21 protein-coding genes, 1 tRNA gene and 3 pseudogenes are annotated in these 24,143 nt (G+C 40.2%); 10 read left to right on the forward strand and 15 right to left on the reverse strand.

Annotation, left to right across the window (positions count from 1 at the left end; translation table 11 throughout):
- The 3 genes from B4Z90_RS12335 (at position 1) to B4Z90_RS12345 (ending at position 6,208) form a co-directional block, all read left to right on the forward strand.
- Entirely contained in the window at positions 1–3,099 is a 3,099-nt protein-coding gene (locus B4Z90_RS12335) for a SusC/RagA family TonB-linked outer membrane protein (protein ID WP_286802384.1), read from the forward strand.
- A 26-nt stretch (positions 3,100–3,125) separates the two neighbouring features.
- On the forward strand, positions 3,126–4,694 hold the full coding sequence (locus tag B4Z90_RS12340; protein WP_286802386.1) for a RagB/SusD family nutrient uptake outer membrane protein: 1,569 nt from the start codon (positions 3,126–3,128) through the stop codon (positions 4,692–4,694).
- Between the two features lie 434 nt (positions 4,695–5,128).
- Entirely contained in the window at positions 5,129–6,208 is a 1,080-nt protein-coding gene (locus tag B4Z90_RS12345) for an aryl-sulfate sulfotransferase (RefSeq protein ID WP_286802416.1), read from the forward strand.
- On the opposite strand, the pseudogene B4Z90_RS12350 reads toward B4Z90_RS12345, so the two are convergent.
- The 9 genes and pseudogenes from B4Z90_RS12350 to B4Z90_RS12390 all read right to left on the reverse strand — a co-directional run.
- Positions 6,122–6,499 (reverse strand): annotated as a pseudogene (locus B4Z90_RS12350) (relaxase/mobilization nuclease domain-containing protein); the annotation flags it as partial. The gene B4Z90_RS12345 and the pseudogene B4Z90_RS12350 overlap by 87 nt on opposite strands.
- Positions 6,480–6,878: a plasmid mobilization protein gene (locus tag B4Z90_RS12355; RefSeq protein ID WP_286802387.1), complete on the reverse strand. Its 399-nt coding sequence runs from the start codon at positions 6,876–6,878 to the stop codon at positions 6,480–6,482. The pseudogene B4Z90_RS12350 and the gene B4Z90_RS12355, both read right to left, overlap by 20 nt.
- A 197-nt stretch (positions 6,879–7,075) precedes the next feature.
- On the reverse strand, positions 7,076–7,348 hold the full coding sequence (locus B4Z90_RS12360; RefSeq protein ID WP_286802389.1) for a helix-turn-helix domain-containing protein: 273 nt from the start codon (positions 7,346–7,348) through the stop codon (positions 7,076–7,078).
- On the reverse strand, positions 7,345–7,671 hold the full coding sequence (locus tag B4Z90_RS12365; protein WP_286802390.1) for a helix-turn-helix domain-containing protein: 327 nt from the start codon (positions 7,669–7,671) through the stop codon (positions 7,345–7,347). Before B4Z90_RS12365 ends, B4Z90_RS12360 begins: the two co-directional genes overlap by 4 nt.
- A 60-nt stretch (positions 7,672–7,731) precedes the next feature.
- Positions 7,732–8,871 carry a hypothetical protein gene (locus B4Z90_RS12370; protein WP_286802392.1) on the reverse strand — a complete coding sequence of 380 codons (1,140 nt, stop codon included), beginning with the start codon at positions 8,869–8,871 and terminating at the stop codon, positions 7,732–7,734.
- A 167-nt stretch (positions 8,872–9,038) separates the two neighbouring features.
- On the reverse strand, positions 9,039–9,491 hold the full coding sequence (locus B4Z90_RS12375) for a Mov34/MPN/PAD-1 family protein (RefSeq protein WP_286802393.1): 453 nt from the start codon (positions 9,489–9,491) through the stop codon (positions 9,039–9,041).
- Complete coding sequence (locus B4Z90_RS12380; protein ID WP_286802394.1) at positions 9,491–11,251, reverse strand: ThiF family adenylyltransferase; 1,761 nt, start codon at positions 11,249–11,251, stop codon at positions 9,491–9,493. Before B4Z90_RS12380 ends, B4Z90_RS12375 begins: the two co-directional genes overlap by 1 nt.
- A gap of 8 nt (positions 11,252–11,259) precedes the next feature.
- The gene (locus B4Z90_RS12385) at positions 11,260–12,255 is read right to left on the reverse strand and encodes a CBASS cGAMP synthase (protein ID WP_286802396.1); all 996 of its coding nucleotides are present in this window, start codon (positions 12,253–12,255) and stop codon (positions 11,260–11,262) included.
- 2 nt (positions 12,256–12,257) lie between these two features.
- Complete coding sequence (locus tag B4Z90_RS12390) at positions 12,258–13,298, reverse strand: CBASS cGAMP-activated phospholipase (protein ID WP_286802397.1); 1,041 nt, start codon at positions 13,296–13,298, stop codon at positions 12,258–12,260.
- Between the two features lie 190 nt (positions 13,299–13,488).
- Here B4Z90_RS12390 and B4Z90_RS12395 point away from each other — a divergent pair, with 190 nt between their 5' ends.
- The 4 genes and pseudogenes from B4Z90_RS12395 to B4Z90_RS12410 all read left to right on the forward strand — a co-directional run bounded on the left by B4Z90_RS12395 (position 13,489) and on the right by B4Z90_RS12410 (position 16,192).
- On the forward strand, positions 13,489–13,635 hold the full coding sequence (locus B4Z90_RS12395) for a hypothetical protein (RefSeq protein ID WP_286802398.1): 147 nt from the start codon (positions 13,489–13,491) through the stop codon (positions 13,633–13,635).
- Between the two features lie 443 nt (positions 13,636–14,078).
- A pseudogene (locus B4Z90_RS25065) lies at positions 14,079–14,381 on the forward strand (putative quinol monooxygenase); the annotation flags it as partial.
- Between the two features lie 548 nt (positions 14,382–14,929).
- Positions 14,930–15,226, forward strand: a complete 297-nt coding sequence (locus B4Z90_RS12405; protein WP_123865849.1) for a DUF3861 domain-containing protein — start codon at positions 14,930–14,932, stop codon at positions 15,224–15,226.
- 286 nt (positions 15,227–15,512) lie between these two features.
- A pseudogene (locus B4Z90_RS12410) lies at positions 15,513–16,192 on the forward strand (DUF3825 domain-containing protein).
- 323 nt (positions 16,193–16,515) lie between these two features.
- Here B4Z90_RS12410 and B4Z90_RS12415 read toward each other — a convergent pair.
- From B4Z90_RS12415 to B4Z90_RS12425, 3 genes are all read right to left on the reverse strand, one after another.
- Positions 16,516–17,745, reverse strand: a complete 1,230-nt coding sequence (locus B4Z90_RS12415) for a site-specific integrase (protein ID WP_286802402.1) — start codon at positions 17,743–17,745, stop codon at positions 16,516–16,518.
- 310 nt (positions 17,746–18,055) lie between these two features.
- Positions 18,056–18,129 (reverse strand) — tRNA-Pro (locus B4Z90_RS12420).
- A 160-nt stretch (positions 18,130–18,289) separates the two neighbouring features.
- Complete coding sequence (locus tag B4Z90_RS12425; RefSeq protein ID WP_286802403.1) at positions 18,290–18,820, reverse strand: porin family protein; 531 nt, start codon at positions 18,818–18,820, stop codon at positions 18,290–18,292.
- A 392-nt stretch (positions 18,821–19,212) separates the two neighbouring features.
- On the opposite strand from B4Z90_RS12425, the gene B4Z90_RS12430 reads away from it, so the two are divergent.
- The 3 genes from B4Z90_RS12430 to B4Z90_RS12440 are packed head-to-tail and all read left to right on the forward strand — an operon-like array spanning position 19,213 to position 22,550.
- The gene (locus tag B4Z90_RS12430; RefSeq protein WP_286802404.1) at positions 19,213–19,746 is read left to right on the forward strand and encodes an RNA polymerase sigma-70 factor; all 534 of its coding nucleotides are present in this window, start codon (positions 19,213–19,215) and stop codon (positions 19,744–19,746) included.
- Positions 19,743–20,711: a FecR family protein gene (locus B4Z90_RS12435; RefSeq protein ID WP_286769294.1), complete on the forward strand. Its 969-nt coding sequence runs from the start codon at positions 19,743–19,745 to the stop codon at positions 20,709–20,711. Before B4Z90_RS12430 ends, B4Z90_RS12435 begins: the two co-directional genes overlap by 4 nt.
- A 48-nt stretch (positions 20,712–20,759) precedes the next feature.
- Positions 20,760–22,550 (forward strand): carboxypeptidase-like regulatory domain-containing protein, encoded by a 1,791-nt coding sequence (locus tag B4Z90_RS12440; RefSeq protein ID WP_147282011.1) that lies wholly within the window; start codon positions 20,760–20,762, stop codon positions 22,548–22,550.
- A 128-nt stretch (positions 22,551–22,678) separates the two neighbouring features.
- On the opposite strand, the gene B4Z90_RS12445 is transcribed toward B4Z90_RS12440, so the two are convergent.
- The 3 genes from B4Z90_RS12445 to B4Z90_RS12455 all read right to left on the reverse strand — a co-directional run bounded on the left by B4Z90_RS12445 (position 22,679) and on the right by B4Z90_RS12455 (position 24,006).
- Complete coding sequence (locus tag B4Z90_RS12445) at positions 22,679–23,128, reverse strand: KTSC domain-containing protein (protein ID WP_070567345.1); 450 nt, start codon at positions 23,126–23,128, stop codon at positions 22,679–22,681.
- Between the two features lie 55 nt (positions 23,129–23,183).
- On the reverse strand, positions 23,184–23,405 hold the full coding sequence (locus B4Z90_RS12450; RefSeq protein ID WP_046674232.1) for a VF530 family DNA-binding protein: 222 nt from the start codon (positions 23,403–23,405) through the stop codon (positions 23,184–23,186).
- A gap of 82 nt (positions 23,406–23,487) precedes the next feature.
- On the reverse strand, positions 23,488–24,006 hold the full coding sequence (locus B4Z90_RS12455; protein ID WP_070567343.1) for an NADPH-dependent FMN reductase: 519 nt from the start codon (positions 24,004–24,006) through the stop codon (positions 23,488–23,490).
- Between the last annotated feature and the right edge of the window lie 137 nt (positions 24,007–24,143).

Here is a 24,143-nt window from a genome sequence, read left to right on the forward strand (position 1 = left end):
ATGGTAAATTTCAACTTAACCAAGAAACCATTTTTTGTTTTTCTTGTCTTGACACTGTTATCTTTTCGATGTCTAGCGGGAACAATAAATGGTGTAATCAAAAACTCGTCGGGGCAACGGCTGGCAGGGGTAAGTATAATTTTGAAAAATCCCGGCAGCAGTTTTTCAACAGCAGCTTCCAGTGCGAGTGATGGGAGTTTTCGTTTTGCTGATGTACCGAATGGAAAGGGGTATGAACTGACTTTTTCATACATCGGGTATCAAAGCTATGTAGAACGAAATGTGCAGGTTTCCGCTGATGGAGCCACCACTCTTTCCATTATTTTGGAGGATCAGGTGAATCAGCTAGAAGATGTTGTCGTGATCGGATACGGTAAACAAAAGAAAAGCGATCTGACAGGTGCCATTGCATCACTTTCCAGCAACGAACTAACGAAAGGAGGAGCGGTGAGTAATGTAGGGCAGGCCCTACAGGGTAAAGCTTCCGGTGTCGTTGTAACCCAGAATTCAAAGGCTCCGGGTGGTAGCACGTCTATTCGGATTCGCGGAACCAATTCGATTAGTGGAAGTAATGATCCACTCTATGTGATCGATGGATTTCCAACAAATAATGGAATAAACATCAATCCTGATGATATTGCTTCCATGGATATCTTAAAGGATGCTTCGGCAACGGCTATCTACGGTTCCAGAGGTGCCAATGGTGTTATTATCATTACCACAAAACGTGGTCTTACGGATAAAAACAACATTACCTATAGTGGCTATATAGGAACACAGAAACCGATTATACCGTTCACCTTTCTCAACGGTAAGCAATATATGAATCTTGCCAATGCACTTTATAAGGAGATTCAGGGGCAGGAAAATCAGGAATATGCAGTCTATACCAAATCACAGCTCGAGTCTGATGTCAATACGGATTGGGTAAAGGAGACCATGCGGAACGGCATTTTGCAAAACCATAATTTACAGTTTTCCGGAGGTGGTGAGAAAACCAAAGTGTTGACGAGCATAGGTTATTTTGATCAAAAGGGTGTTTTGAAGACGACAGACTTTAATCGAATTTCGGGACGTATCAACGTGGATCAAAAGGTAAACGATTATATCCGCACTGGGGCGAGCCTATCCGCGCAACGGGAAAAATCGAATATGCAGGTGTATGACGGAAATATCCTGAATTCAAATGTTTTATACAGCATATTGACCTATGATCCGACGGTACCTGTTTACAATGCAGACGGTAGTTTTGGAAGACCTCCAGGAGGGCAGGGGGATAATCCCTTGGCCAACCTGATGTCACGGATCAATGATGTGCAAAGGGACAAGTTGAATGGAAATATTTTTCTTGAGGTAAATCCGATCAAGGAACTGACCTTGCGCATGGATGCAGGAACGGAAATAACACATGATCAATTGGGCAGTTATCTGACTAGAGACTCTTATCAGGGTGGGATAGATGATGGTGTGGCAAGTCAGGCCGATTATAATGAAACCCATAACCTGATTGATTTTTATGCTACCTATGCAAAGGTGTTTAATGAGAAACACAATTTGAGTGTGATGGGGGGCTATTCGTATGAGAAATACGTGCGCAACAATAAGGGGATCAATGTGAAAGGTTTTTCAACGGATCTGCTGGAATACAATAATTTAGGAATGGCCTCTAGTATTACGGGAGTAAATTCTGCTAAAGCAGAGAACTTGGTCATCTCTTTTTTCGGGCGGGTAAATTACGCCTATGCTGATAAGTACCTGTTGACTGCAACCTTACGTCGTGATGGATCATCGCGCTTTAGTCCCAACCATCGTTGGGGAACCTTTCCTTCAGCAGCTTTTGCATGGAAGGTCAACAATGAGAATTTCATGAAAGAGCAGCAGTTATTTTCGGATCTAAAATTTAGGTTGGGTTATGGACAGACGGGTAATGATCGCGTTGCGGATTATGCTTCTTATGGATTGATGGATAATGGGCACTATACGTTTGATGGTGTGACCAATTCGGGTGGCGTTAAACAAAACCCAACTTATCCTGAAAACGATAAATTAAAATGGGAATCCACGACGCAATATAACGTCGGACTTGATTTTTCATTTTTTAAGAATCGATTAGCCTTTACCGTAGATGCCTATTATAAGAAAACCAATGATCTTTTGATTAAGAGTATATTGCCTTATTACACAGGATATACCTCCGGACAGCGCAATCTAGGTACGATGAATAACAAAGGGTTGGAGTTTTCGGTAACCAGTAAGAATATGACCGGAGCGTTTACCTGGGAGACAAAATTGAATTTAGCGATGAACCGCAATAAGGTGTCAAGCTTGGGTGGAGAGCCTGAACAGTTGTTGACTTCCTCAAAACCAATGGGTAATGTTTCTGAAGAAGCTTATTCGGTTATTCGTGTTGGGGAATCATTAGGCTCTTTATTTGGGTATAGGTACCTGGGAGTTATTCAACAAGGAGAAAACTATGCGCCACAGCCAAATTCTAAACCTGGCGATCCGAAGTTCGCGGATGTGAACGGCGATGGTACAATCAATTCAGCGGACCGGACGATCATCGGTCGTGGTTATCCGAAGTTCAATTTTGGTATGACCAATACATTCGCGTATCAAAACTTTGATCTGACGGCCTTCATTTATGGAAATGTCGGAAACGATCTCCTTAATATGACACGCATGAATCTGGAGTGGAAACGTACCACAGAAGCTTTAAATAGATGGACTCCGACAAACACCAATACGGAGATTCCAAGAAACGGATTTTACTACATGAACTATGGTGGCTATATCAATGACCATTTTATTGAGAATGCTTCTTTTTTGCGGCTGCGTAATCTGACACTGGGTTATACCATTCCATTGAAAACAAAAGCGGTTCAATCGATACGGGTATATGGTATGGCGGAAAACTTATTTACGATTAGCAATTATTCTGGATGGGATCCTGAGGTGGATACCAAGGGATATGAAAATGATGCGCTGGTTAAAAATAGAGCTGGAAATAATCAGAGTGCCAATGCTGGGGTAGGTCTGGATTTTAATTCATATCCTTCGATGCGCTCGTTTACTTTTGGTGTAAGTGCAACATTTTAATAGCTAATATCTAAATCAGAAATGACATGAAGACGTTTAAAAATAATATAAAATATATCTTGGGAATGGCGGGTTTGGCCGCTGTATTGGGCCTCAGCTTGAATAGCTGTACCAAGCTGGACCCTAAATTATACAGTGATCTGACGACAAAAAATGCCTACTCAACAGAGAGCGATATCAATGCTGCCCTGACGGGTGTCTATACGAGTTTATCGCCTTATCCGGGCGATGCCTATTTATACTATGCGGGTTATTTGGTGATGATTACCGATTACGCAACGGATATGGGCTTTTCTACAGCGGCCGGTGATCCTACACGGATGAGTAACTTTACATATGATGATAATAACAGGTATTTTAAATTTAATTATCAGAATATGTACCAGGTGATCAGCAATGCCAATATGTTGATTGATCGTATTGAGAGTGTAACTATTCCCGACGATCGCAAGAAGAAAATTATCGCACAGGCCAGGTTCTTGCGGTCATTATCTTATATGGATCTTACAGATGCCTGGGGACCGGTACCACTGATAACGACAGTCAAGAATCCGACGGAAAGCTACAATGAACCCTTGGTTGCTGTAGAGAAAATTGATGCACAGATTGCTGAAGATTGTCAGTATGCAATCGATAATTTGCCGGAGAAATGGTCGGACGAACTGGGTATTGGCCGTGCTACAAAAGGCGCTGCGTTGACCTTAATGGGAAAGATGTATATGCGTTCGCACAATTATGAAAAAGCAAAAACGTATATCGATCAGGTTTTAGCGTTACGTGATAAAGGTGTATACACGCTGAATCCAGATTTTAAGAAGGAGTGGTCCGACAATAATAAAATGGATATGGGGCTGATATTTGGCATCTTGCATGAGCCTACATTAAATGGAGGCGAGATTACCAATCACTTTGGTCCGACCGACAACCCTGAAGTACCGGATAGATGGCAGTACTATGGTGTTTCCCTTGATTTTTGGCGAAAATATAGTGATCTCGATCCGCGTAAAAAGTTTTTCTATTATAATTACACCGGAAAGGCTGCACGGGACAAAAATACAAAGTATGGATTTTTTTACATGTTGCCTGCTAAAGGACAGACTACTCCGCCAAGTGATACCGTAAAATTCCTGCAAAATGTTGCGACGAAAAAGTATTCTTATGATATGGTCAATAACTCCTATCTGGATGGGCGCACGATTCAGGTTCTCCGTTTGGCGGATGTTATTTTATGCAAGGCTGAGATTGAAAATGCACTGAATGGACCCGCTGCAGCATTGCCTTATATCAATGAAGTCCGGAAGAGAGCTGGGGCACCTGAATATGGTAAGCATCCTGATTTTCCTAGTCCTGCAAGTAAGGAGGCAATGATTGATGCGCTTGTTGACGAACGTGGTTTTGAGCTTGTCTTTGAATACAAAAGACGTCAGGATCTGATCCGCCTGGGCCGCTATGAAAAAGTAAGCAATGCTTATTTGAAAGGCCGCGGACTGAAAGAAAATGTCACTGAAGCCATGCGCTATTTCCCTTATCCATTGGAAGAAGCACGTTTGCATCAAGAAATGACGACAGCCAATCCATCGCGATTGCCTAAATAACCCGAATTAAAGCGCATTATATACCGTAATGCGCTTTGTTGATAGACCAGTGGAATTGAAATTATTTAAAGATGAAACCAATTAAAGCAATTATTGCACTGATTGTGGTGGCTATAGCGGTATTTGCTGCTTACTATTATTATGCACATCAGGTTGACATTGAAAATATTGAAGTGAGCTCACCCAATAATTTGCCGCTCAATGCTGCTATTCAGGTGAAACTAAATAACGCAGAAGCCGTGTATGTGGAGTATTGGAAAGAGGGAGATAAACAGTCTTATAAAACAACTGTTTCAAATGCTGCTGTTCAGCATAACATTCCGTTAATGACGCTTGAACCAAATACGAGTTATAAATTTCGGGTTATCATAGACCGGATTATTCCCATAAAATCGAGCGAACAATCTTTTAAAACAAGAGCGCAATCGCCATGGATGGTGCACGACTGGATCAAAGCCGACCATCCTCATGATGAAAAGGCCCTAGGTAATGGCATGGTATTATTATGTTATCGCGGATTTCCGGGCTACATGGCCATGGTGGACGGTAAGGGGACGATTCGTTGGTATTGGCAGGACGAAAAGCTGGGCGTGCGTCTTGCTTCTTTGACTCCACGGGGTACTATCCTTGCCTTATTGGCTCCAGCGAGTAAAGATGAATTCAACAAACCCAATCAGCCAAGCAAGAAATCGACCAATGCAAGCTATTATTTAAGAAGCGGCCGTATCGGATTTGTCGGTGGGACGGTACTTGTTGAAATTGATCTTACGGGTAAAGAAATAGCACGTATCGATTTGGATAAAAAAGGGATCATCATGCACCATGACGTGCAGATGGATCACAACAATAATATTGTCGGTATCGTGCGGGATTTTAGGATCGACGATCGGCCCAACCATCCAAAAGATACCCTTTGGGGTGATGCGATTTTGACGATGGATATGAAAGGTAATATCTTGAAGAAATGGTCTCCCTGGGAAAAATGGGATATTCAGCAGGATAAAAAATTAGACAGCCTGAAGCATGACCGATTTCATTTTAATACCATTTCCTTCGATCGTGACAACAATTATTTGACTTCTTCGCCAATTGAAAATCAGGTCTGGAAAATTGATGCCAAAACTGGTGATATTCTCTGGAAATTGGGAAAGGGTGGCGATTATAAATTAAAGGACCAGGAACTGTTTTATTTCCAGCATGCACCGCATATCACAAAAACTGGTGAGCTGTTGCTTTTTGACAATGGTGATTTTTCTCCGCGTGACAGTACAACAGCCAATAAGCAATCTCGGGCGATCGCTTTTAGGCTTGATCAAAGGAATAAAACGGCAACAGTAGCTTATACGCTGCTTATCTTGCGCGATAAACAGGCCATGCTGCAAGGTGAGCGACTTACAAATCTTGATGCTCTTTTGCCGTTGAAAGTTATCGGCTATGGTTTTACCGTTATGGTTGACCCGGTTATAAATAATGTGCACATGCGGATGCTCCCGGTCTTTATGGCGTACCATTAAAACCTGCGTGTCCTGTATCTTCATGCGTAACAAATATGCCTGGGCGATACTGACCATTTTTTCATCGGTTAACTTGTCCTTATCGTTCGGGCTCCAGCTTAACGCAATATGGCCGACCGCCTGACCTAAGCCGGGGCTCATTTTACGCTGCGCGTTAAAATCCTCAATGGTGTGCGCAATCTGCCCGGTGCGTACACCGTCCGCGTACAATATGGCTGCATCCTTTTTCAGTACGTTGTACTGGATGCAGCCGCCGAAACTTTTGCCGGGCTTAGGTATCTTGGCGATCATGGCTGTTGAAATATTTCAGGGCATCAAAAATCTCGGTTAGGGTGCTGTCGGCTTTACGGGCAATACTTAGGATGCCGTCCCGGTGCGCAAGCTTCGTTAATTGGTTCAGGTTATTGGCTAATCCTGAAAGCATCCGCATCAACTGTAAATCTTCCGGCTTTAGCCGGGCGACTACCCGCGCGGATTTAGCGGCTGCCCTTATCCAGTCGCTTACCCGCATCCCTGCTTCTCTGGCTTTTGTACTGATCATAAAATGTTCGGTGGCGGTTAGCCTTACCTTTACATGCGTTTCGCGCCTGACCCTGCTCTTGGGTCTGCCGCCCTTATGTTTGGACTTATCAGTTTCCTGTTTAATCGCTACTTTTAGTTCCTGTGACATACTTAAATCCTGTCTTTAAAAAGCCTGAACTTCCTTAAATCTTTTTGCGACCATCGGGAGCAAAAAGCAAGTTTGCCGACCCGCCGAAGGCGCGGACGGAGTTTTTGGGTACCAAAAACACAAACTTGCTTCTTCTTCGCCCACAGGATGGGCTTACCGTCTATGCAGATATACCGATATGCCATAGCCTGCCGCTTTTACTTATTGTTTTGTTCCAATAGGTTCATGATGTCCTCGTACTTGTAATAGAGCAGGCCGCCTATTTTTGTGTAATGAAGTGTGCCATTGATACGCAAGTTTTGCAGCGTACCAGGAGATATTTTTAGCAGCTTCCTGACCTCGTAGCTTTTCAGCCATTGCTTCGGTTCGATGCCTCCCGGCTGTATCATTTTCTTGATGCCCCTGATCTCGCCTAATAGTTCGTTCTTTAAATTGTTGAGGTCTTGTAATGTGATTAACTCGAAATTCATGCGGTCGCCTCCTTGCTTTGGTTTGAATTTAATGGTGTGGAATAATTAAGATTTGCGGATGCTATCCATTCGAGCAGCGCATTACGGGAGAACAGCAATTTGCCCCGCGCTTTGACGTGGGGAATTTTGTTCTCTTTGGCCAGTCCGTAAATAGTGGATGGCTTATAGCATATCAATGCCGATGCCTGCCGGGTCGTAAGTAATACATCCTGCTCCGGCGGTCTTTTGTCCGTCTCCAATGCTTTACGGACGGATGCTTCCATGAGCCTGCTTAGCTCATTTTCTGAAAGGGAAGTAAATAGAATTTTTTGTTTTGTATCCATACATTTCGCGTTTGATGGATACAAAGGAATAGTACAAAACCCCTTAAAATCGCAATGACATTAATGTAATAATTTATGTTTTTTAAGGATTTGCAGCATTTCTTCGATATGGAGATTATCGCTAATGCTGTCTTTAAGAATATCCAGACCTTTTGGGGCGTGGGTAGCGATAACGCTTTTTATACTATCGGTGCCGGAGCATGCAAAAACAGCAAAGTATCTTTTAAGAATAGTTACATACTGGATTAGGCCAGCACTGCGGTTAAATTCACGGTTGATATTATAAGTAGCATACATCAAGGCGTTAAGCACGTTGCGCATATCGCCGCGTGAAGTGATTTTGGCCGCTGTATAATCAGATGTTTTAAGGCTGTCAGGAAAAGCGCCAGATGAAAAGACCGACCCTAAAAATTGCTGCAATTCGGTTTTGCTAAATACGGCTGCCTCTATGCCGTTCTTCGTTTTAATTGGTTCGGTAAGTACTGACCACAATTTTTTTATTTCTGAAATATCACAAAGCAGTTCAATACTATTTTGCGGCTGTTTTTCTGTTTCCGGTTTGGTTGGCAACTGCTTTTGGAGTGTCAGCGGTTCATCTCTTTTTGCAAGTTCCCGGTATAAATTGTAGCTATCAAAATGCAAGCGTATAGCCGCATTGCCATCCGGCGACAATGCCAGCAGATGGTTGATCTCCACAAAGCCCCGGTATAAACTTGCTTGCAGGTAACCTAAGTTATAAAAAAGCGTATCTACCAGGTCGCCCTCAAAAAAAAGAAAATCAAGGCAATAAAGGCAAAAGGCACGTAGGTAAGGTAGTTGCTGTTCAGGCTTTAGTGCTGTATAGGTAATGCCTAAATTCTGTTCAAAATCGCTTTTATCTTGTTCGTAGCCATCTGTAAAACACTTTGCCAATTGCTCTTTAAATTCAATATTCCATCCCGGCCAGTAATCCACCTCATAATGATCAAGCGTGTCTTCAGTGATCTTTAAAAAATCTAACAAATCTTCGTCGCTAATAAAATACACGTGGCCGTCTCTTATCAGTTCCCGGAACGGAAAATAGCCCTCCCTGTCCATCAGGTCAAAGCGGCTATCAGAACGGCTATATACCCCGTCCCTCTTTTTGATAAAGGGTACTTTCAGGGCATCATAAAGATGGCCGGAATACGGACTGAAATGTTGTAGCCGGTGGAAAAACATACTATGCTTTTAACGACAGAACCTTGGGTTTGTTTATAGTCATTATATAGACCTAAAAAGCAAACCACTTATCAAGAGGCTTGGCGGCCATCATTATATTGTCTAATGGGTTAATGGCGGAATTAAAAGAAATTTTCTGCAAAAAGAATATACATGGAGAATACCTTTTAGACTCTAACTTCGTAATACCCTTGCTTATCCATTAAGCGGATATATAACCCCTCTGTTCCTTTAATCAATAGCAATACAAAATCTTCTTGTAATTTGTTATGTTTAAATTGATCTTTTAACATGTACAGGTCCGTATAAGACGGCGTAGGGAGTCTTTCAGGATGTGTATGCCACTCACCTAAATAAGTAAGCTGGCCATTGCTGTTATAGAATTCGTAATCTAAGATAATCTGTGCACCAACTTTACTTCGTTCGAAATTTGTCCGGGACGCTTTATCCAGTGGTGTAGGTACAGAAAGCTTTAAAATGTTGATCTCACCATTGATGAGCTTACCCAGCATTATTCCGCCTGACTCGGGCGCTTTCTTACTATGCTGAGTAAACCGTTCTAGTATCTCGAGCGGTTGTGCATGCAACACAATGGTGTATGGTCCTAGTTGAAGGTTCATTAAACAGTTTGTATAAGGATTTGGTGAGATTGCATAGTACTTGCAAAATTAGATATCGGCAAATCTAACGTAGCTGCCGTATTCAAGTCACCAGCATAGGTAATTGCGAGATTGTCCGTAGGCGGGTTTTGTATAAAATCAAACAAATAAGGCATAAGCGCTGAAATAAAACGTATAATTTCAGCTTTTCCATAAGGCATATAAGAGCCTTGGCAACCGGCCTCACGTAAAGACGTTTTTTTAGCAGGATCCTGATAGGCTTCAGGAGCCAGAATGTTAAACTTGTAAAAGCCGTTATTCTCTAAATCACTCAAATAAAAGGTAGTTTGGGGTTTGATGTATAGTACATGTGCACCGAGCAGATAAGGTTCCACCCAAAAAAATATTACCGGTCTCTGGATTTGTCCAGCAGCAAGCTGCTGCAAGATATAAGTTTCTATCGCGTCTTTGCCAATAGCACAAAAAACCATATCCATCTCATTGACTTCTTCGAGGTCACGCTGAATGACATCAACTATGGAACTTGCATGTTTTGTAATATTAACAAAAGGATTGTGGAACTTTAAGTATCTAGCCACACCGCTAACTTTGGTTTGGCCGACATCACTAAAGGATAATAGATGCCGGTTGACATTCTCTAAAACCAGCACCTCTGGGTCAACTAAGATATATCTTTCAACCTCAAAAGCATTTAAATAAGCCAGCAGATTAGATCCAATACTTCCTAACCCCGCAAACATGAACTTTTTAGCAGGCAGGGCCGTGCTATCTCCGTCGGTTCTAGCACGGAGCCTACTAGGATGGAACTCCATAAAGCGAATTCGAGCAACCGGTTGTGTAGGATTAATTCTTGTCATAATCTCAACCGTACTATGGTGTCCGCCCGTTCTCCACCCATTTATTTTTGTTCTTGTAGGCTTTAGGTAGAATCCCATAAAAATAGGCTGTGTGCCAGAAATTACTGAGAAGATTACAAACTTATTTACAGGTAGACTACGGTTAAAATAACCTTTGACTTCTTTCCAAATTCCATTAAAACGATGCTGAATAAATTCTATTAAAGATTTATTGGTAAAATAGAATGGAGGATTTAAGTCATCGGTTTCCCCTAAATAATATGCTTCTAAAGGCTGAACTGAGTGCCCCCTTAACTTGAAAAATTCAAGTAATTGTTCAGTTTCCGCTTCTTCATTGCCTACATACAAGTTAACATTACCATGATCCGGTTGTATGTAGTAAGCAACAACATGTCCCGGCACAAGGCTGGACATGTTGCTGCCTAAGTACGCCGGCGCAACACTATCATTGGAATGATAGGTATTCTCCCAGTAAGCAATAATCTCGTCATTAAACTCTGGTGTGCGACACTTATTAAGACCATCGGCTAATATTCTGACTGCTTGGTTAACGCATTCATTAACGATTCCTGCAGGGTCAGCCGTATTTTGCTTGATCTTTTCCTGATCGAATAAGCATATACCTCTACGGGTATCAACGTGTGGTAGGTACTTTGTCTGTTCATAGTCCCGTTCAGCAAGTTTAATTTCCGGAAGGGATAGGGGAAAGTCTTGCTTTAAAAATACTTCCAACGTAAAATCCTTGATGCGATCACCTACTGGCACTTCCACTATTACCCGCCAAAAGGTTTTAGTGGTAGTTCCGCCAACACGGTTTTTTATCGCTTCACTTACTTGCTCAATAGTCCTGGTACTTTCAAGGAGCTTAAATGCTGCCGCCCTAGCCTTGCCAAAATCTATCATCTATTTATTTAGGCACTTTTTGCGTTATTTGTTATCACAGCAGGTGCAGAATAACTGTTTGCGCCCTCATCCTCGTCTTTTGCAGTAGAGCAGGTGAAGCGTGGCCCCAAATGTTTTTGCCATTTATAGCAGGCATTTTTCGGGTTTGTTTCATTAATAGCTTGCTGAGCACTATCGCGAAAACTTTTTAATTTATTTAAGAAATAGTCTTTATAACTATATCCATCTACTACATCTTCATCTACCGGTGTTGTCGGACGCAGACACTGAAAGTTATATGAAAGCTTGTTGTATATTTTTTCAAGTAAATTTTTCAAGGCAATATCGTCCCTTTCATCAGCAACAAAGTGGTTAACCGCCCAAATAGTCATCACAAAGCCGGTTGGCATTTTTTTAGTACCATCTTCATAGTTTTGGTAATCGCACCAGGCCTTCAAGTACTTTACCACCCTTCTCAATTGTTCATTCTTAGCAGCCTCCGCATTGAACCATTTGTAAAACTCCTTAGGATCGCTGGCGATCCATCCCTTTTTCTTATGTGCCAACCAAGGATGGGTATCATCATCCTTATCCATAAAATAGATAGGTTGGTCAATATGGTGCCCATCGGAAAACAGAGTCCGGACACAAGTATTTTTGTCTACCGGCGGTATACTGGTATGTCCATCTACTGCGCTGCATATCCAATTGTGGTAGGTCTGAACACTTCTGCGCTGATCAATAGGTCCAATAAAATAAATTCCATCGTCCGTGTCATACTTGGTTAAGCGTTTTTCTTCACCATCCTCATCAATGACCCGAACAATAGGATTAATCCCAGTCTTCATTTCTGAAGACCCTTGTGCGCTGAATTTAGGTTTAATTTCATCAGAATGATTTTCTTTGAAGTCATCTCTTACCCGATCGCGTAATTTTTTTCTTGATGTTTTAAGCTTCTGCTTGCGGTCAGACGTGAGTGTAATTGTGGTATTAAAGTCTTCAAATTGGGCGTGACAATTGGCCATATCTATCTAGTTTTGTAAAGTTTCTCGTGTTTAAAAAAATCGGCAATCTCTGGTTTCTTTCGCCAGATATCTCCCATATCGTTGCCTTTCCCGCGAATCAGATCTAGAGCCTCAGACGTAGCCACGTCCAATTGCACTAATTCTTCCTGCGAACTGGAAATATCAGATGACGGTATTCGGACGTAATCCACGTCCAAATCATTCAACCCCGCAATTTTGCTCATGAAAAAGTGCGTAAAAAAGTTTTGCCCGGTAAAGGATGTTTCGAAAAGCTCATCCTTCCAGTCCAAAAATGAACGGTTGCGTTTCAACCCTGTCGGCTTACCACCAGTAAGAGATAGGCTACTGATGGACAAAATCTTAAGCTTATCAAAAGCTTTACCTTTACCTACAAAGTATTGCAGTGCTTCCAGATAACCCACCAAAGTTGGATTATTACCCCATACGCCACCGTCAATGAATTGCTTGTTATCATAGTAATCTATCTGTGCCATAGGAAAATATGTAGGAGCGGCGCTTGTTGCTAAAGCGACATCTACGTAGTAAGCCTTATTGTCGCGGTTTAATTGCCCCTCCGGGTGGTCATATTTAAAAATAAAAGGGCGAGCTTCCGTAATATTATAACTAGGAATACACAAAAGGTTATGACTTTCGCCAATCTTCTTCTCCCCAAAGATTTCCATTAAAGCGGCCTTCAGATTAGCGTCGGTGAATTTACCTCCATTTACTAACTGCTTTATTGTACCATTGTTAAGGCGCTTACCGAGGAACAAATTGTTTCTGAACTTGGGGAATATTTTTGGCCCTTGCTCGTCGTAAAACTTACAAATATCAGCCGCCGGAATCTGTAAGGATAGCGCCAAGGCAATCAATCCTCCAGTTGATGTACCACAAAGCATATCAAAGTAATCGGATATCTTGCAGGCAAATCGTTCCTCGAAATGTTTTAGAATTTGTGCTGAATATAACCCTTTAATGCCCCCACCATCAATGGATAGAACTTTAAATGTCTTAGGCTCTGGAATATCAATAGTACTAGTCATAATGTAGGTTGAACTGAGAAACTAAAGTACAAAAAAAAATCAAAATGCCAATTATTTTAGCATTCACCATTTGTGATATGATATACCTGAGTCAGAAAATAATTGCTGCGGTAATTTAGCTCCATAGTAAGTCAGTATTAGAAGAGCGCTCAGGAATATCGGGGAAGGGAGCTTTACATACGAGTGTTACATGGTCAGTTTTGCCCCGGAATACCTGATCAGGTCTCCCGGAAAGCCCTGGTCAAATATCGGCAGGACACATTTCCATGTTGCCGCGGAACGTCTGATCAATCTCAGCGGTATACCCATGCTCACTACCATTTTTCAATTGATTTAACAAAAGCCCTGTATTTACGTCCGGTTGTGTAAATGTTAAATTAGTTGAGGCCATGATATTAATGTAAGGTATAAATCTAACAGAAATGACAATCAAAACAAAGCCCGCTATACCGTAAAGGGCTTAATTTGAATGCCATAGACGATTTTTCAGTAAAAGGTCGAATAAGTTACAGGGCTTGAAAATATTTATTTGACATGATTAAGTTATTTTTAATAGTTATTAGTGAAAGAAAATACTTTTTGATTAGCAGGATGACGTTTATTGAATTCTCAAGCCTTACCTATTCCGAGCATTGCTTTTGTCAGTTTGTTATCTCGCGGTCTATCTTCGACGCTTTTTTTCTTCGTTTGATGCAATAAGCAATATTGGATGATTGTTATGATGATTCTTTTCGTACCTTTAATAGGCGAAATTTAAAGAACAACTTAATATTATGAATCATGACAATCACTAAAGGATTATTAGTTCGTTTAGAAGCGAAACATGGTAAAGATGACGAGGTGGAAGATTTCCTTTCGTCTGCCCTTCCGCTAGTACGGCAAGAGGCTGGAACAAAAGCTTGGTTTGCCCTCCGTTTTGGCCGGTCCGAATATGGCATCATTGATTTTTTCCCTGATGAAGCATCCCGTGATGCACATCTTAAAGGAGCAGTTGCCACCGTTTTAATTCAGAAAGCAGATGAATTATTTGAAACCTCCCCGGATATTCAAAAAATAGATATTCTCGCCAGCAAATTACCATCCGTAGCGCCAGCAGAAACTAATACAAAAGGACTATTGCTCACACTTAAAGCAAAAGAGGGCCACGAGCAGGAAGTGATACAATTTTTAAAAGATGCTCAGCCTTTGGTCATGGCGGAAGAAGATACAATAGCTTGGTTTGCTATCCATCTACCGAACGATGAGTACGGCATTTTCGATGTTTTTCCTGACAATGGTGGCCGTTTAAAGCATCTTGTAGGCCGCGTTCCTCAAGAATTAGCCAAACATGCACTTTCATTGCTTGGCAGTTTCCCAGATATGCATTTGCTTAAAATTACAGCCGAGAATTTTAATCCTTGAGTAAAATAAAGAAACTCATTATCCAAATGCCTGCCGCTAACACACGCTAAGCGATCATTGCCAAGGAGTTAGGCAAAATGAAGTTTAATATTACGAGAAAGTTTTATATTCACCGAAAGAACGCAGCCCGCTTTGCTTGGCAACGTCGCCTAGCGCGAGGACGTTAGCGGCAAGCCCCGAAAACTGCTAACAACCAAATTATAACTTAAAGAATAACAAAGTTTACAAACATGACAAAAAAATCAAATAAATACAGAATAAAATTAGAACAAGTTTCTTTAATGAAGGAAGATGCAAAATTATCAGATCCGATAATTGTGGAATTTGACAATCATGACGACATTTTTAAAATTATTGAAATTATGCGCGAAAAAAATCTATTTGAAGAAAAAAATCATTCGATAGAATTTGCAATAGGCATTAAAATGTTTGGCGAAGTAGTATTAAAAAATAAAAATAATCCACTTTTTGAAGAATTTTTTCCAGCCTTTGGAGATTTCATGAAGAAGCTAAAAAGTACAAATTAAAATAGTGATTTTTAAAAGGCCAGCCGCTAACAGCCGCTAATCGCCAGTGCGGTTTTTAGGTAAATAAAGTCATAATTTACTAATTTTGTTTACGTTAGCCGAAAGTACTCAGGTACTTTTTCCGCACCGATCGGTTAGCGGCGAAACGTTATGTGCAAGCTCCAAAATTATTCCTTTTTACCTTTGTGGGAAATAAATTATGGCAGGAAATAAATTACCCTTATTCAATTTTGGCTTTTTTCAGCCAGATTTTAAAACCCGGTTAAATGAACTGGCTGTATTAGCCATGAGCGAAAATTGGGATTATACAAGTACTCCGGTGGGTAATGGACATCCCATCTTGTTTAATTATATTCATCACACATTTGCTAAGTTAGAGAATGAAAATAAACTATTAGTAGATGGGGATAGCTGTTCTTTTAATACAGGTTTAGTAACCAATAATCAAGAGGGCATATACGCTTACTTTCAGAAAAATAAACGTACCGGCGCTTCATCTCCATGGTTTTTTTCGGCTGGCGAAAAGAGAGTGATCGAGAGCTTTTGAATTTTTCTGTTTTACCTGATACGGCAAACTACTTTGATAATCCAACTGAACTCATTTATGATACCCGTTGTGATCTGCGCGTAAATTACGATCATATCATTCAGGATAATTTATTACGCTTTCCCACAAGTATGCAAAGCATGGATACCTATCAATTAGGTAATTTGCTACAGGGTACAATTAATGATGCAAAGAAAAGAGTTAAACGTAACTACAAAACTGCTATTCCCCAATATTATAATGGCAAATTGCAGCTGCTTCTGCCGTTATGTCTTCAAAGTAAAGGCATAGCAGATTTAGCTTTAGTAGTGGAAAAGGAAAACAGTATTTATCGCGCTTCGACGATTTTAACTTTAGACATGGCTATCAATAATGCTCGGCTTATTGCTAAACCTGATGATGAATGGCTTCGACCCTAATTGAGTGTTTTAGTTCAAACAATAAATTTTTATTTGTGTTAGTTCTATACTAATAATAAATTCCTTATATTTGCATCGTTACCCGAATGGGTAAACATTAGATTTATAGGAAATCGATTTTTAAAACAGATCCATACATTTTTTTAGATTTAAAAAAGACTAAGATTTTATAAGCCCTCCATTTTTTGGAGGGTTTTTTTGTATAATAAAACTGATTTTTATATAGCATTCCGTTTGGGTTAGTCCTGCCTAATATTGGCTTAGTTAACAAATGATGTTAAAAATATAAGCCCTTTAAACCGTAAAGGGCTTATATTTCATTGTCATGATCGTAACCGCTTACTAAGCTGCGCCATGTCATCACCTAATTTACTTTCTATCACTTTCGCATAAATCTGCGTGGTGGTTAGCTTACTATGTCCTAACAACTTGCTTACGGTTTCAATGGGCACCCCGTTGGTGAGGGTAACGGTTGTGGCGAATGTATGCCGGGCAATATGAAAGGTTAGCGGTTTTGTTATGTCGCATGTATCGGCTATTTCCTTTAAATAGCTGTTCAGCTTTTGATTGCTCAATGATGGCAATACCTTACCCTCGGCTATTGCTTGTGGATGCCCTTTGTATTTTTCGATAATCCTTAAAGCTTTTGGTAACAAAGGCACTCTTACAGGTTCGTTTGTCTTTTGCCTGTTGGTGGCAATCCAAATGTTATTCTCGGATTTTTCTATCAGGTTAGCAGGTGTTAAATTAAACACATCAATATAAGCCAATCCTGTGTAGCAACTGAAAATAAAAAGGTCTTGCACAACCTGTAACCTGACAATATTAAAACGCTTGTTTTCTATCCTTGCCAGTTCATCTTTGGTTAAATACTCGCGTTCAACCTTATCAAATTTCAATTGATACGCCTGAAAAGGGTTGCGATCAATCCATTCCAGCCTAACAGCAAGGTTGACCATCTTACAAAATCTTTCGATGTGTTTCATCAGGCCATTGTTATTTAGCGGCTTTTGGCCTTTCTCCGGCGTTCTGTTTCGTAGATAGTACTCAAAGTCCGTAATAAACTTATAACTTAACTCGGACAGGTATTTATCGCTTGTCTTAAACCGTTCCCTGATAAACTCTTTGATATACTTTTGGGTAGTATAGTAGTTTTTCATGGTGCCTGGCTCTAATACATTGGACTGCTCGGTATTGTGGTACTCCATCAGTTTACATAGCGTAAATTCTGCCTGATCTTCCCTGGTAACTTTCTGCTTTAAAAGTTCGGCGGTAATAAATTTCTTTTGCAATAAAAGCTGCTGGTAACCCTCTACAACACTGGCCTTAAATTGGTCAAGGTATTTATTCAGTTTGGTAATTTCTTCGCGGCTGCCTTTTGCCATTCCCTTAACAGGGTTCCAATTACTTTCCTCAATGGAACGTTTAACGGATATTTCAATCCGCTTGCCGTTTACAGTGATACGGGCGTAAAGGGGTGATTTTCCCGCTTGGTTGGTCTTTTGCTTTTTAAGGTAAAAAGCAACGCCAAAGGTGTTGTTTGTATTACTCATAGCTATTCAATTAAATGTTTACAAAAGCATGTTTTTGAATGGTTTTGATACGCTCCGTAAAAAAGGGTCACCGATTTGGATAAAAACAGGTGTCAAAAGGTATCAAAACAAGTCAAAATAAATTAATCAATTAATTGACTATCAGTAAGTTACAACGATTTTGGTGACCCAAACCTAAGAAATAAAAATGGGTAACCGAATAGGTCTCATTTTCTTTGGTTTTACTTGAATAACTTGGATTGAAATAAAATAAAAAACCCCTTAAATCATACGATTTAAGGGGTTTTACCGACTTTTAGAGGTCTAATTGTCGGGATGGCCGGATTTGAACCGACGACCTCCAGCACCCCATGCTGGCGCGATACCGGGCTACGCTACATCCCGTTTATTCCAATTTGATTGAAAGTCGTATTTAAATAGGACGATTACCTGGAATAATTTTTTGGTAGGGCTAAAATAATAATTATTGACAAAAAATAAAATGTAAATACGAAAAAACGCCATCCGATTTAGAATGGCGTTTTTCTTCGCTAATAGATGCTGATTAGAACTTGTAACCGACCATAATGCCGATTGTTTTATTTTTTGCGTCTAAGGTCTTGTCGATACTCGTAAAACCATGGCTGTAATAAGCATCTAATGTAAGGTGACTGATATCTACACCGATCCCGACTCTACCATCAAATGAAAATTTCTTATAATCGGTATTTGCGCTGGACTTCACTGTTTTTACATCATAGTTTAACTGTGGTCCCAATAGCCCACGGAGGTTGAAGTCGCCATTTTCCAAAAATTTATAACCGACCTGTAATGGTAGATTTATTTGATAGAATTTAGGTGTTTTCTGTCCGTTTTCGAAGGTATATTCTTTACGCAACAGACTGGCACCGATTCCGGGCTGGAAGAAAATGCGATCTCCAATACGGGCAAATCCTGCTACAGATACGCCGACTTTGCCATTATTATCTTTGACAGACTTGTTGCCAAAGGAACTCATATGATAGTTGCTTCCGACCTGTAAACCATAAGTGATATCTTGCGCTTGTGTAGTACCTGCAATTCCTAATAATGTCAATCCCTACAGGGCTACTTTGAATGTTGTTTTCATTGTCAAATTATTTTTTGTGATCAATTGTATGTTGTTCTTTCCTTTATGACAATGGAAAATCCATATACCCTTAGAAAAAAAATATTTTATAAAATAGATGGCTTACCTTTAGTCGTCACAAAAGCCTTTTTATAAAGTTTTTTTGGTAAATATCATTGGCCGATGGGAGGATGTCATGTACTCGCCTGAGCATCTATACGAAAAGAATTACGAATAGGTATAAATAAGGGATTTGAAACTATATGGCGGATGTATCGAAGTTGATATAAAAAAAAAGTGAAAAATTTGTAAGGGTAATAGTCTATTGGGGTGTCTTACTAATAAAGTGGATTATTTAAACAATAAGACAGATTTGATCAATGTCGGAAAATAAAGAAAAGAATTTTGAGCAGCTTTTTCGGGCGCACTACAAAGAGTTACATCGTTATGCCTACCGGTATCTAGGCGATAGTGATGCGGCGGAAGAGGTTGTGCAACAGGTGTTTTTGCGGCTTTGGGAACGCGATTGGGAGGAGCAGATACATACTTCATTAAAAGCTTATTTATATCGGGCTATTTATAATGAAAGTATGAATGTGCTAAAAAAGGAGCAACGAAAGCTAAAATATCAATCACATGAGCAGCATAGACAGGATTTTGCGCCTGCAGTTGATGAAAGTACACGGGATTTGGACGAAAGGCTCCAGATTGCCTTGGCGGAATTACCCGAAAAAAGTCGGACGGTTTTTGAGTTAAGCCGTTTTCAGGAAATGAAGTATAAGGATATCGCAGTAACCTTGGATCTGTCGATAAAGACTGTTGAGGGACATATGAGTAAGGCGCTGCGACATTTGCGTATTGAACTTGTGGATTATTTAACATTGATTATTTGCTTTCTTATCTATAGGCTATGAATAAGGAACTGTTAGAAAAATATATCGTTGGTGAGACCAACGAGGTAGAGAATACCATGATAAAAAATTGGTTGGAAGAAGATGCCAACAATAAGGAGGAATACATAAAAATGAAAAAAATGTGGGATAGTTTGCCGAAACCCCTAGATGTTCCTGATGTGGATGTGGATAAGGCTTGGGCTGACTTCAAAGTGGTACGAGATAAAAGAGCGTCAGAAGCTGCGTCGTTACCCCAAAAAATGACTCCTGTGAAGCAATGGAGCTGGTGGCTCGCCGCGAGTATCTTGATACTCTGTGCAGTAGGATTCTATGTATTTGATCAGTCGCATCGTGAAGAAATGTTTCTTTCGAGCAGGGATCAAGTGCGCCAAGATTCCCTTCCTGATGGCTCGGTTGTTACACTAAATAAAAATACATCGCTGGCTTATTCAAGTCGTTGGACCAATAAAAATAGAAACGTGACCCTGGAAAGAGGGGAAGTGTTTTTCCAGGTTCACAAGGATAAAAAGCACCCCTTTGTCATTGAAACAGGTAAAACCAAAATCACGGTATTGGGCACAAGTTTTAATGTGCGACGGATACCCGATGCGACGGAAGTTATTGTTGCTACAGGATTGGTCAAAGTGGGGTATGCAAATAAGGAAGTCTTTTTGCGGCCACAACAAATGATTACGATCCGGGACAGGGATACGATAAAAGTAGGAAAGGAACCTGTCAAAGATCAGTTTTATAAATACTATGTGGATCGTGTATTTGATTTTCAGAATACCCCATTGAAACGTGTTGTCGAGGTGCTCAATCAAGCTTATGATTATACGATTATTGTAGATCATTCTCCTGATCAGAAATTGTTATTGACAGCAAAATTCGAACAAAATAGTTTAACTGAAATTTTGAAAGTCATTTCTAGCACATTTGGATTAAAAGTTCATGTGAAAGATAGGGAGATTCATCTGACGAGATGAGCCAACAAATAGATATATTTTCGGAACAAAATTGTATATAAAAACAACATGATACTATTTTTTATAAAAAGGATAGAGCTTTACCTCTTCATTTTAATGCTGTGTTCGTTCCATTCGGGACGAGCACAGCAAAAGCTTGCTGTAGAGATTCAGATGCCTGCTTTTGCGGAGACCACAGTAGGTGAAATCTTTCAGCTTTTGAAAGAGAAGGAAGATGTATTGTTCTCCTTCAATGGAAATATCCTACAGACAGACAGTGTTATTCATACCAAGCCTTTTAAAGGAAATTTGTACGATTATCTAGATGGGATTTTGGGAAAGGAATATTCTTTTAAAGAACTAGGCAGACATATTATCATTCAATATACACCACAACGGATGTCGGTAGATTTTGAAGTACAAACACCCACTAAGAATAAAGTGGTTATAACAGGTTATATCAAGAATATTCGAACCAACCGCCCGATTTCCAATGCGAGCATCTTTGATCGAAATGCTTTACTGTCTACATTGACGGATCAAAATGGCTACTTTGAACTAGATGTAAAGAAAAGGAGTAATCTCATTGCCGTGAATGTGAGTAAGGAAGCTTTTCGGGATACCAGTGTTATGGTGATTTTTCCGATAGAAGCGCGAATTGGAGAAAAGAAGACGCGTGATTATGGCTATTTTGAGGGTTATGAAGAAGATCATGGTCTTTATCGATCGTTTTGGGGACGGGTGTTTCTCTCGCCTGCCCAGAAGATCCAAAGTATGAATTTAGGAGGAATGTTTTTGTATAGTCCATACCAAATTTCGATGACACCAGGATTAAGTACGCATGGTTTTATACGCTCGCAAATTGTGAATAAATTTTCCATCAATATCATTGGTGGATCTACGGCGGGCGTAAAAGGTATGGAACTCGGTGGCGTATTTAATATCAATCAATACGATATGCAGGGTATGCAGATGGCTGGGGTGTTCAATGCGGTGGGCGGAAATGTGCGTGGAGTGCAGCTCGCTGGTGTAGGGAACCGTGATTTCGGAGGAATGACGGGGCTACAAATGGCAGGCGTTTTCAATGGCGTAGGTGGAAATGCAAGTGGGGTACAGATCGCTGGCGTGGGAAACCATGTTGTCGGGCAAGTAAAAGGTCTACAAATAGCAGGTGTTTTCAACAAAGCAGATACGGTGAGAGGAGTTCAGATTGCCGGAGTTGTAAATTTGACGAAAGATGCTTCTGGAACGACACAGCTTGCCAGTATACTTAATCATAGCGAATCGACTGTTGGAAATCAAATTGCAGGCCTCGCCAATAAAGCAAAAAAAGTAAAAGGAATTCAATTGGCCGGTATCGTCAATATCGCGGATAGCAGCGATTATCCCATTGGTCTGCTCAATTTTATTAAAAATGGCGAGAAAAGTCTTTCAGTAGCAATTAATGAAGATAGCTACCTCGGACTGCAATTTCGTTCAGGTGGTCGTGTACTTTATAGCCTATTATCGATCAATGTGGCACTTGAAGGTAATCGACCTGATAAATATGCCTTTGAAGCTGGGTTAGGAGCTGTAGTGCTCAATGGGGCTAAATTCAGTCTCCGCACTGAAATAACAGCGCGTAATCTTCTGACCGAGAAATTTAAAATGCTGGATAACCATCAGTCCTCGCTGCGGGTAATTCCGGCCTTTAAACTAAGTGAGCGCATGTCTATATTTGTCGCTCCCAGCCTTAACTATGCAGAAAGAGATGAGAATTCAATTTATGGTGGCAGTACGGTGTGGAAAGCTTGGCGAAGAGACCGTACACGAAATACATTTTATGGCGGTGGAATGGCAGGTCTGATGTTAAAATTATAAAACTGAAAACTATTTGTTAATAGTGTTGTTCTATAGATAGCTTTTAAACATTTAACATTTTACGTAAACGCCCAATATCAATTTGATAGCGGGCGTTTATCTTTGTATAGCTGATTGGAGAACAGTGTTTAAGCGACTGTCGCAGTCTTTAATACATTACGGTAAGGATAAGAATGGAAGATGTGTCTGCGGGCAAATCGACCTAAAGAATCTGCGTTGACAAATTTAATATAGTCATTCCGCTGAACACCAAAATATTCATATTGACTACCATCGTGAAAAGTGACTGTCAATATTTGTCCTTTCCAGTCAATATCCTGAATACCAGAATTAGTAATTGTCTCCGTGTAGATTGGTAACTGTTGCTCTAATGTTTCCGGACAAATGCTTACCAGAAAATGGTATGCTTCGATCATTTCAACACTTTTTTGCTCTGCAGCCAAACGACCTTCTTCATCATTGACAAATTTATCGGGATGACATTCTTTCATGATTGTCCGGTAAGTAGATTTTAGGGTTTTAAGATCCACAGATTTATCTACATTAAGTAACTTCCGGTAGTCGGCAATTTTTTTCATGGCGGCAAAGATATGCTTAATAATCAGATTATTCGCTATGAAATAAGAAATTTTCTTATTTCTTCAACAAGGTTTTTACATAGAGTTGCTCGACCTTCTCTCTTGCCCAAGGTGTTTTCCTTAAGAAAGTTAGGGATGATTTGACGCTCGGATTTTCATTGAAGCAACGGATGGATATGCGTTGTCCCAACTCTTCCCAGCCATAATACTCCACTAAATATTCAATAATGGTGTCGAGTCTTTTTCCGTGTAATGGATTATTAATTTGTTCTTGCATGTCGTAAAGATAATAATCTTCAAATTATGGATTATGCTAATTTCTATGGTTTGAATGAAAATGGAACAGAACTTAGTGTGTATTAATATTCATTAAGTTGTGTGGCCAGCTTTTCTAGATCTAAATTGAGCTGTTCGTCCCAAATTGCTCCCGTAGCATCCAGCTTTCCTTTGACTCCTTGTATGAGTAGATTTCTTTTTTCGTCAATTTGAGCTCCTAATCCCTGCAGGATACGCTGTAGTTCGACATGCGCTGTTTCGCCTTGCGCAGCAGCAGTAATGATACTAACGGGCTTATCGGTGAAAACCGTCGTTGCGGCGCACCATTCAAGTAGATTTTTTAATCCACTGGGTACACTGAAAATATATTCAGGGCTGCTGATCAATACTAAATCGGCGTCATTGATTACCTGGCGAAGTGCAATAATTTCAATAGGTGGATGAGATTGGCTCTCCTCTGGATCAAAATGAGGCAGTTCTTTAAGACGATCAAATAGGGTGAAATGGATATCGGCATTGATCTCCTGTTGGAGGTGATTTACAATATGATGATTGGATGAATGTGCACTGGCGCTACCAACAATGGCAAAAATAGTTTTCATGTGAGTTTAAATCTAATCAACGGCTGTATACTGCTGCTGAGTTTTTACTTTTTATATTCTTAATTTAGGAACTAAATTACACTATTCAATTCAAACGATTGACTTTGTTCTTCGCTTCAATGTAATTTTTCGTTTCT

The sequence above is a fragment of the Sphingobacterium sp. UBA5639 genome (assembly GCF_002421245.1).
GTDB classification, from domain to species: Bacteria; Bacteroidota; Bacteroidia; order Sphingobacteriales; family Sphingobacteriaceae; genus Sphingobacterium; species Sphingobacterium multivorum.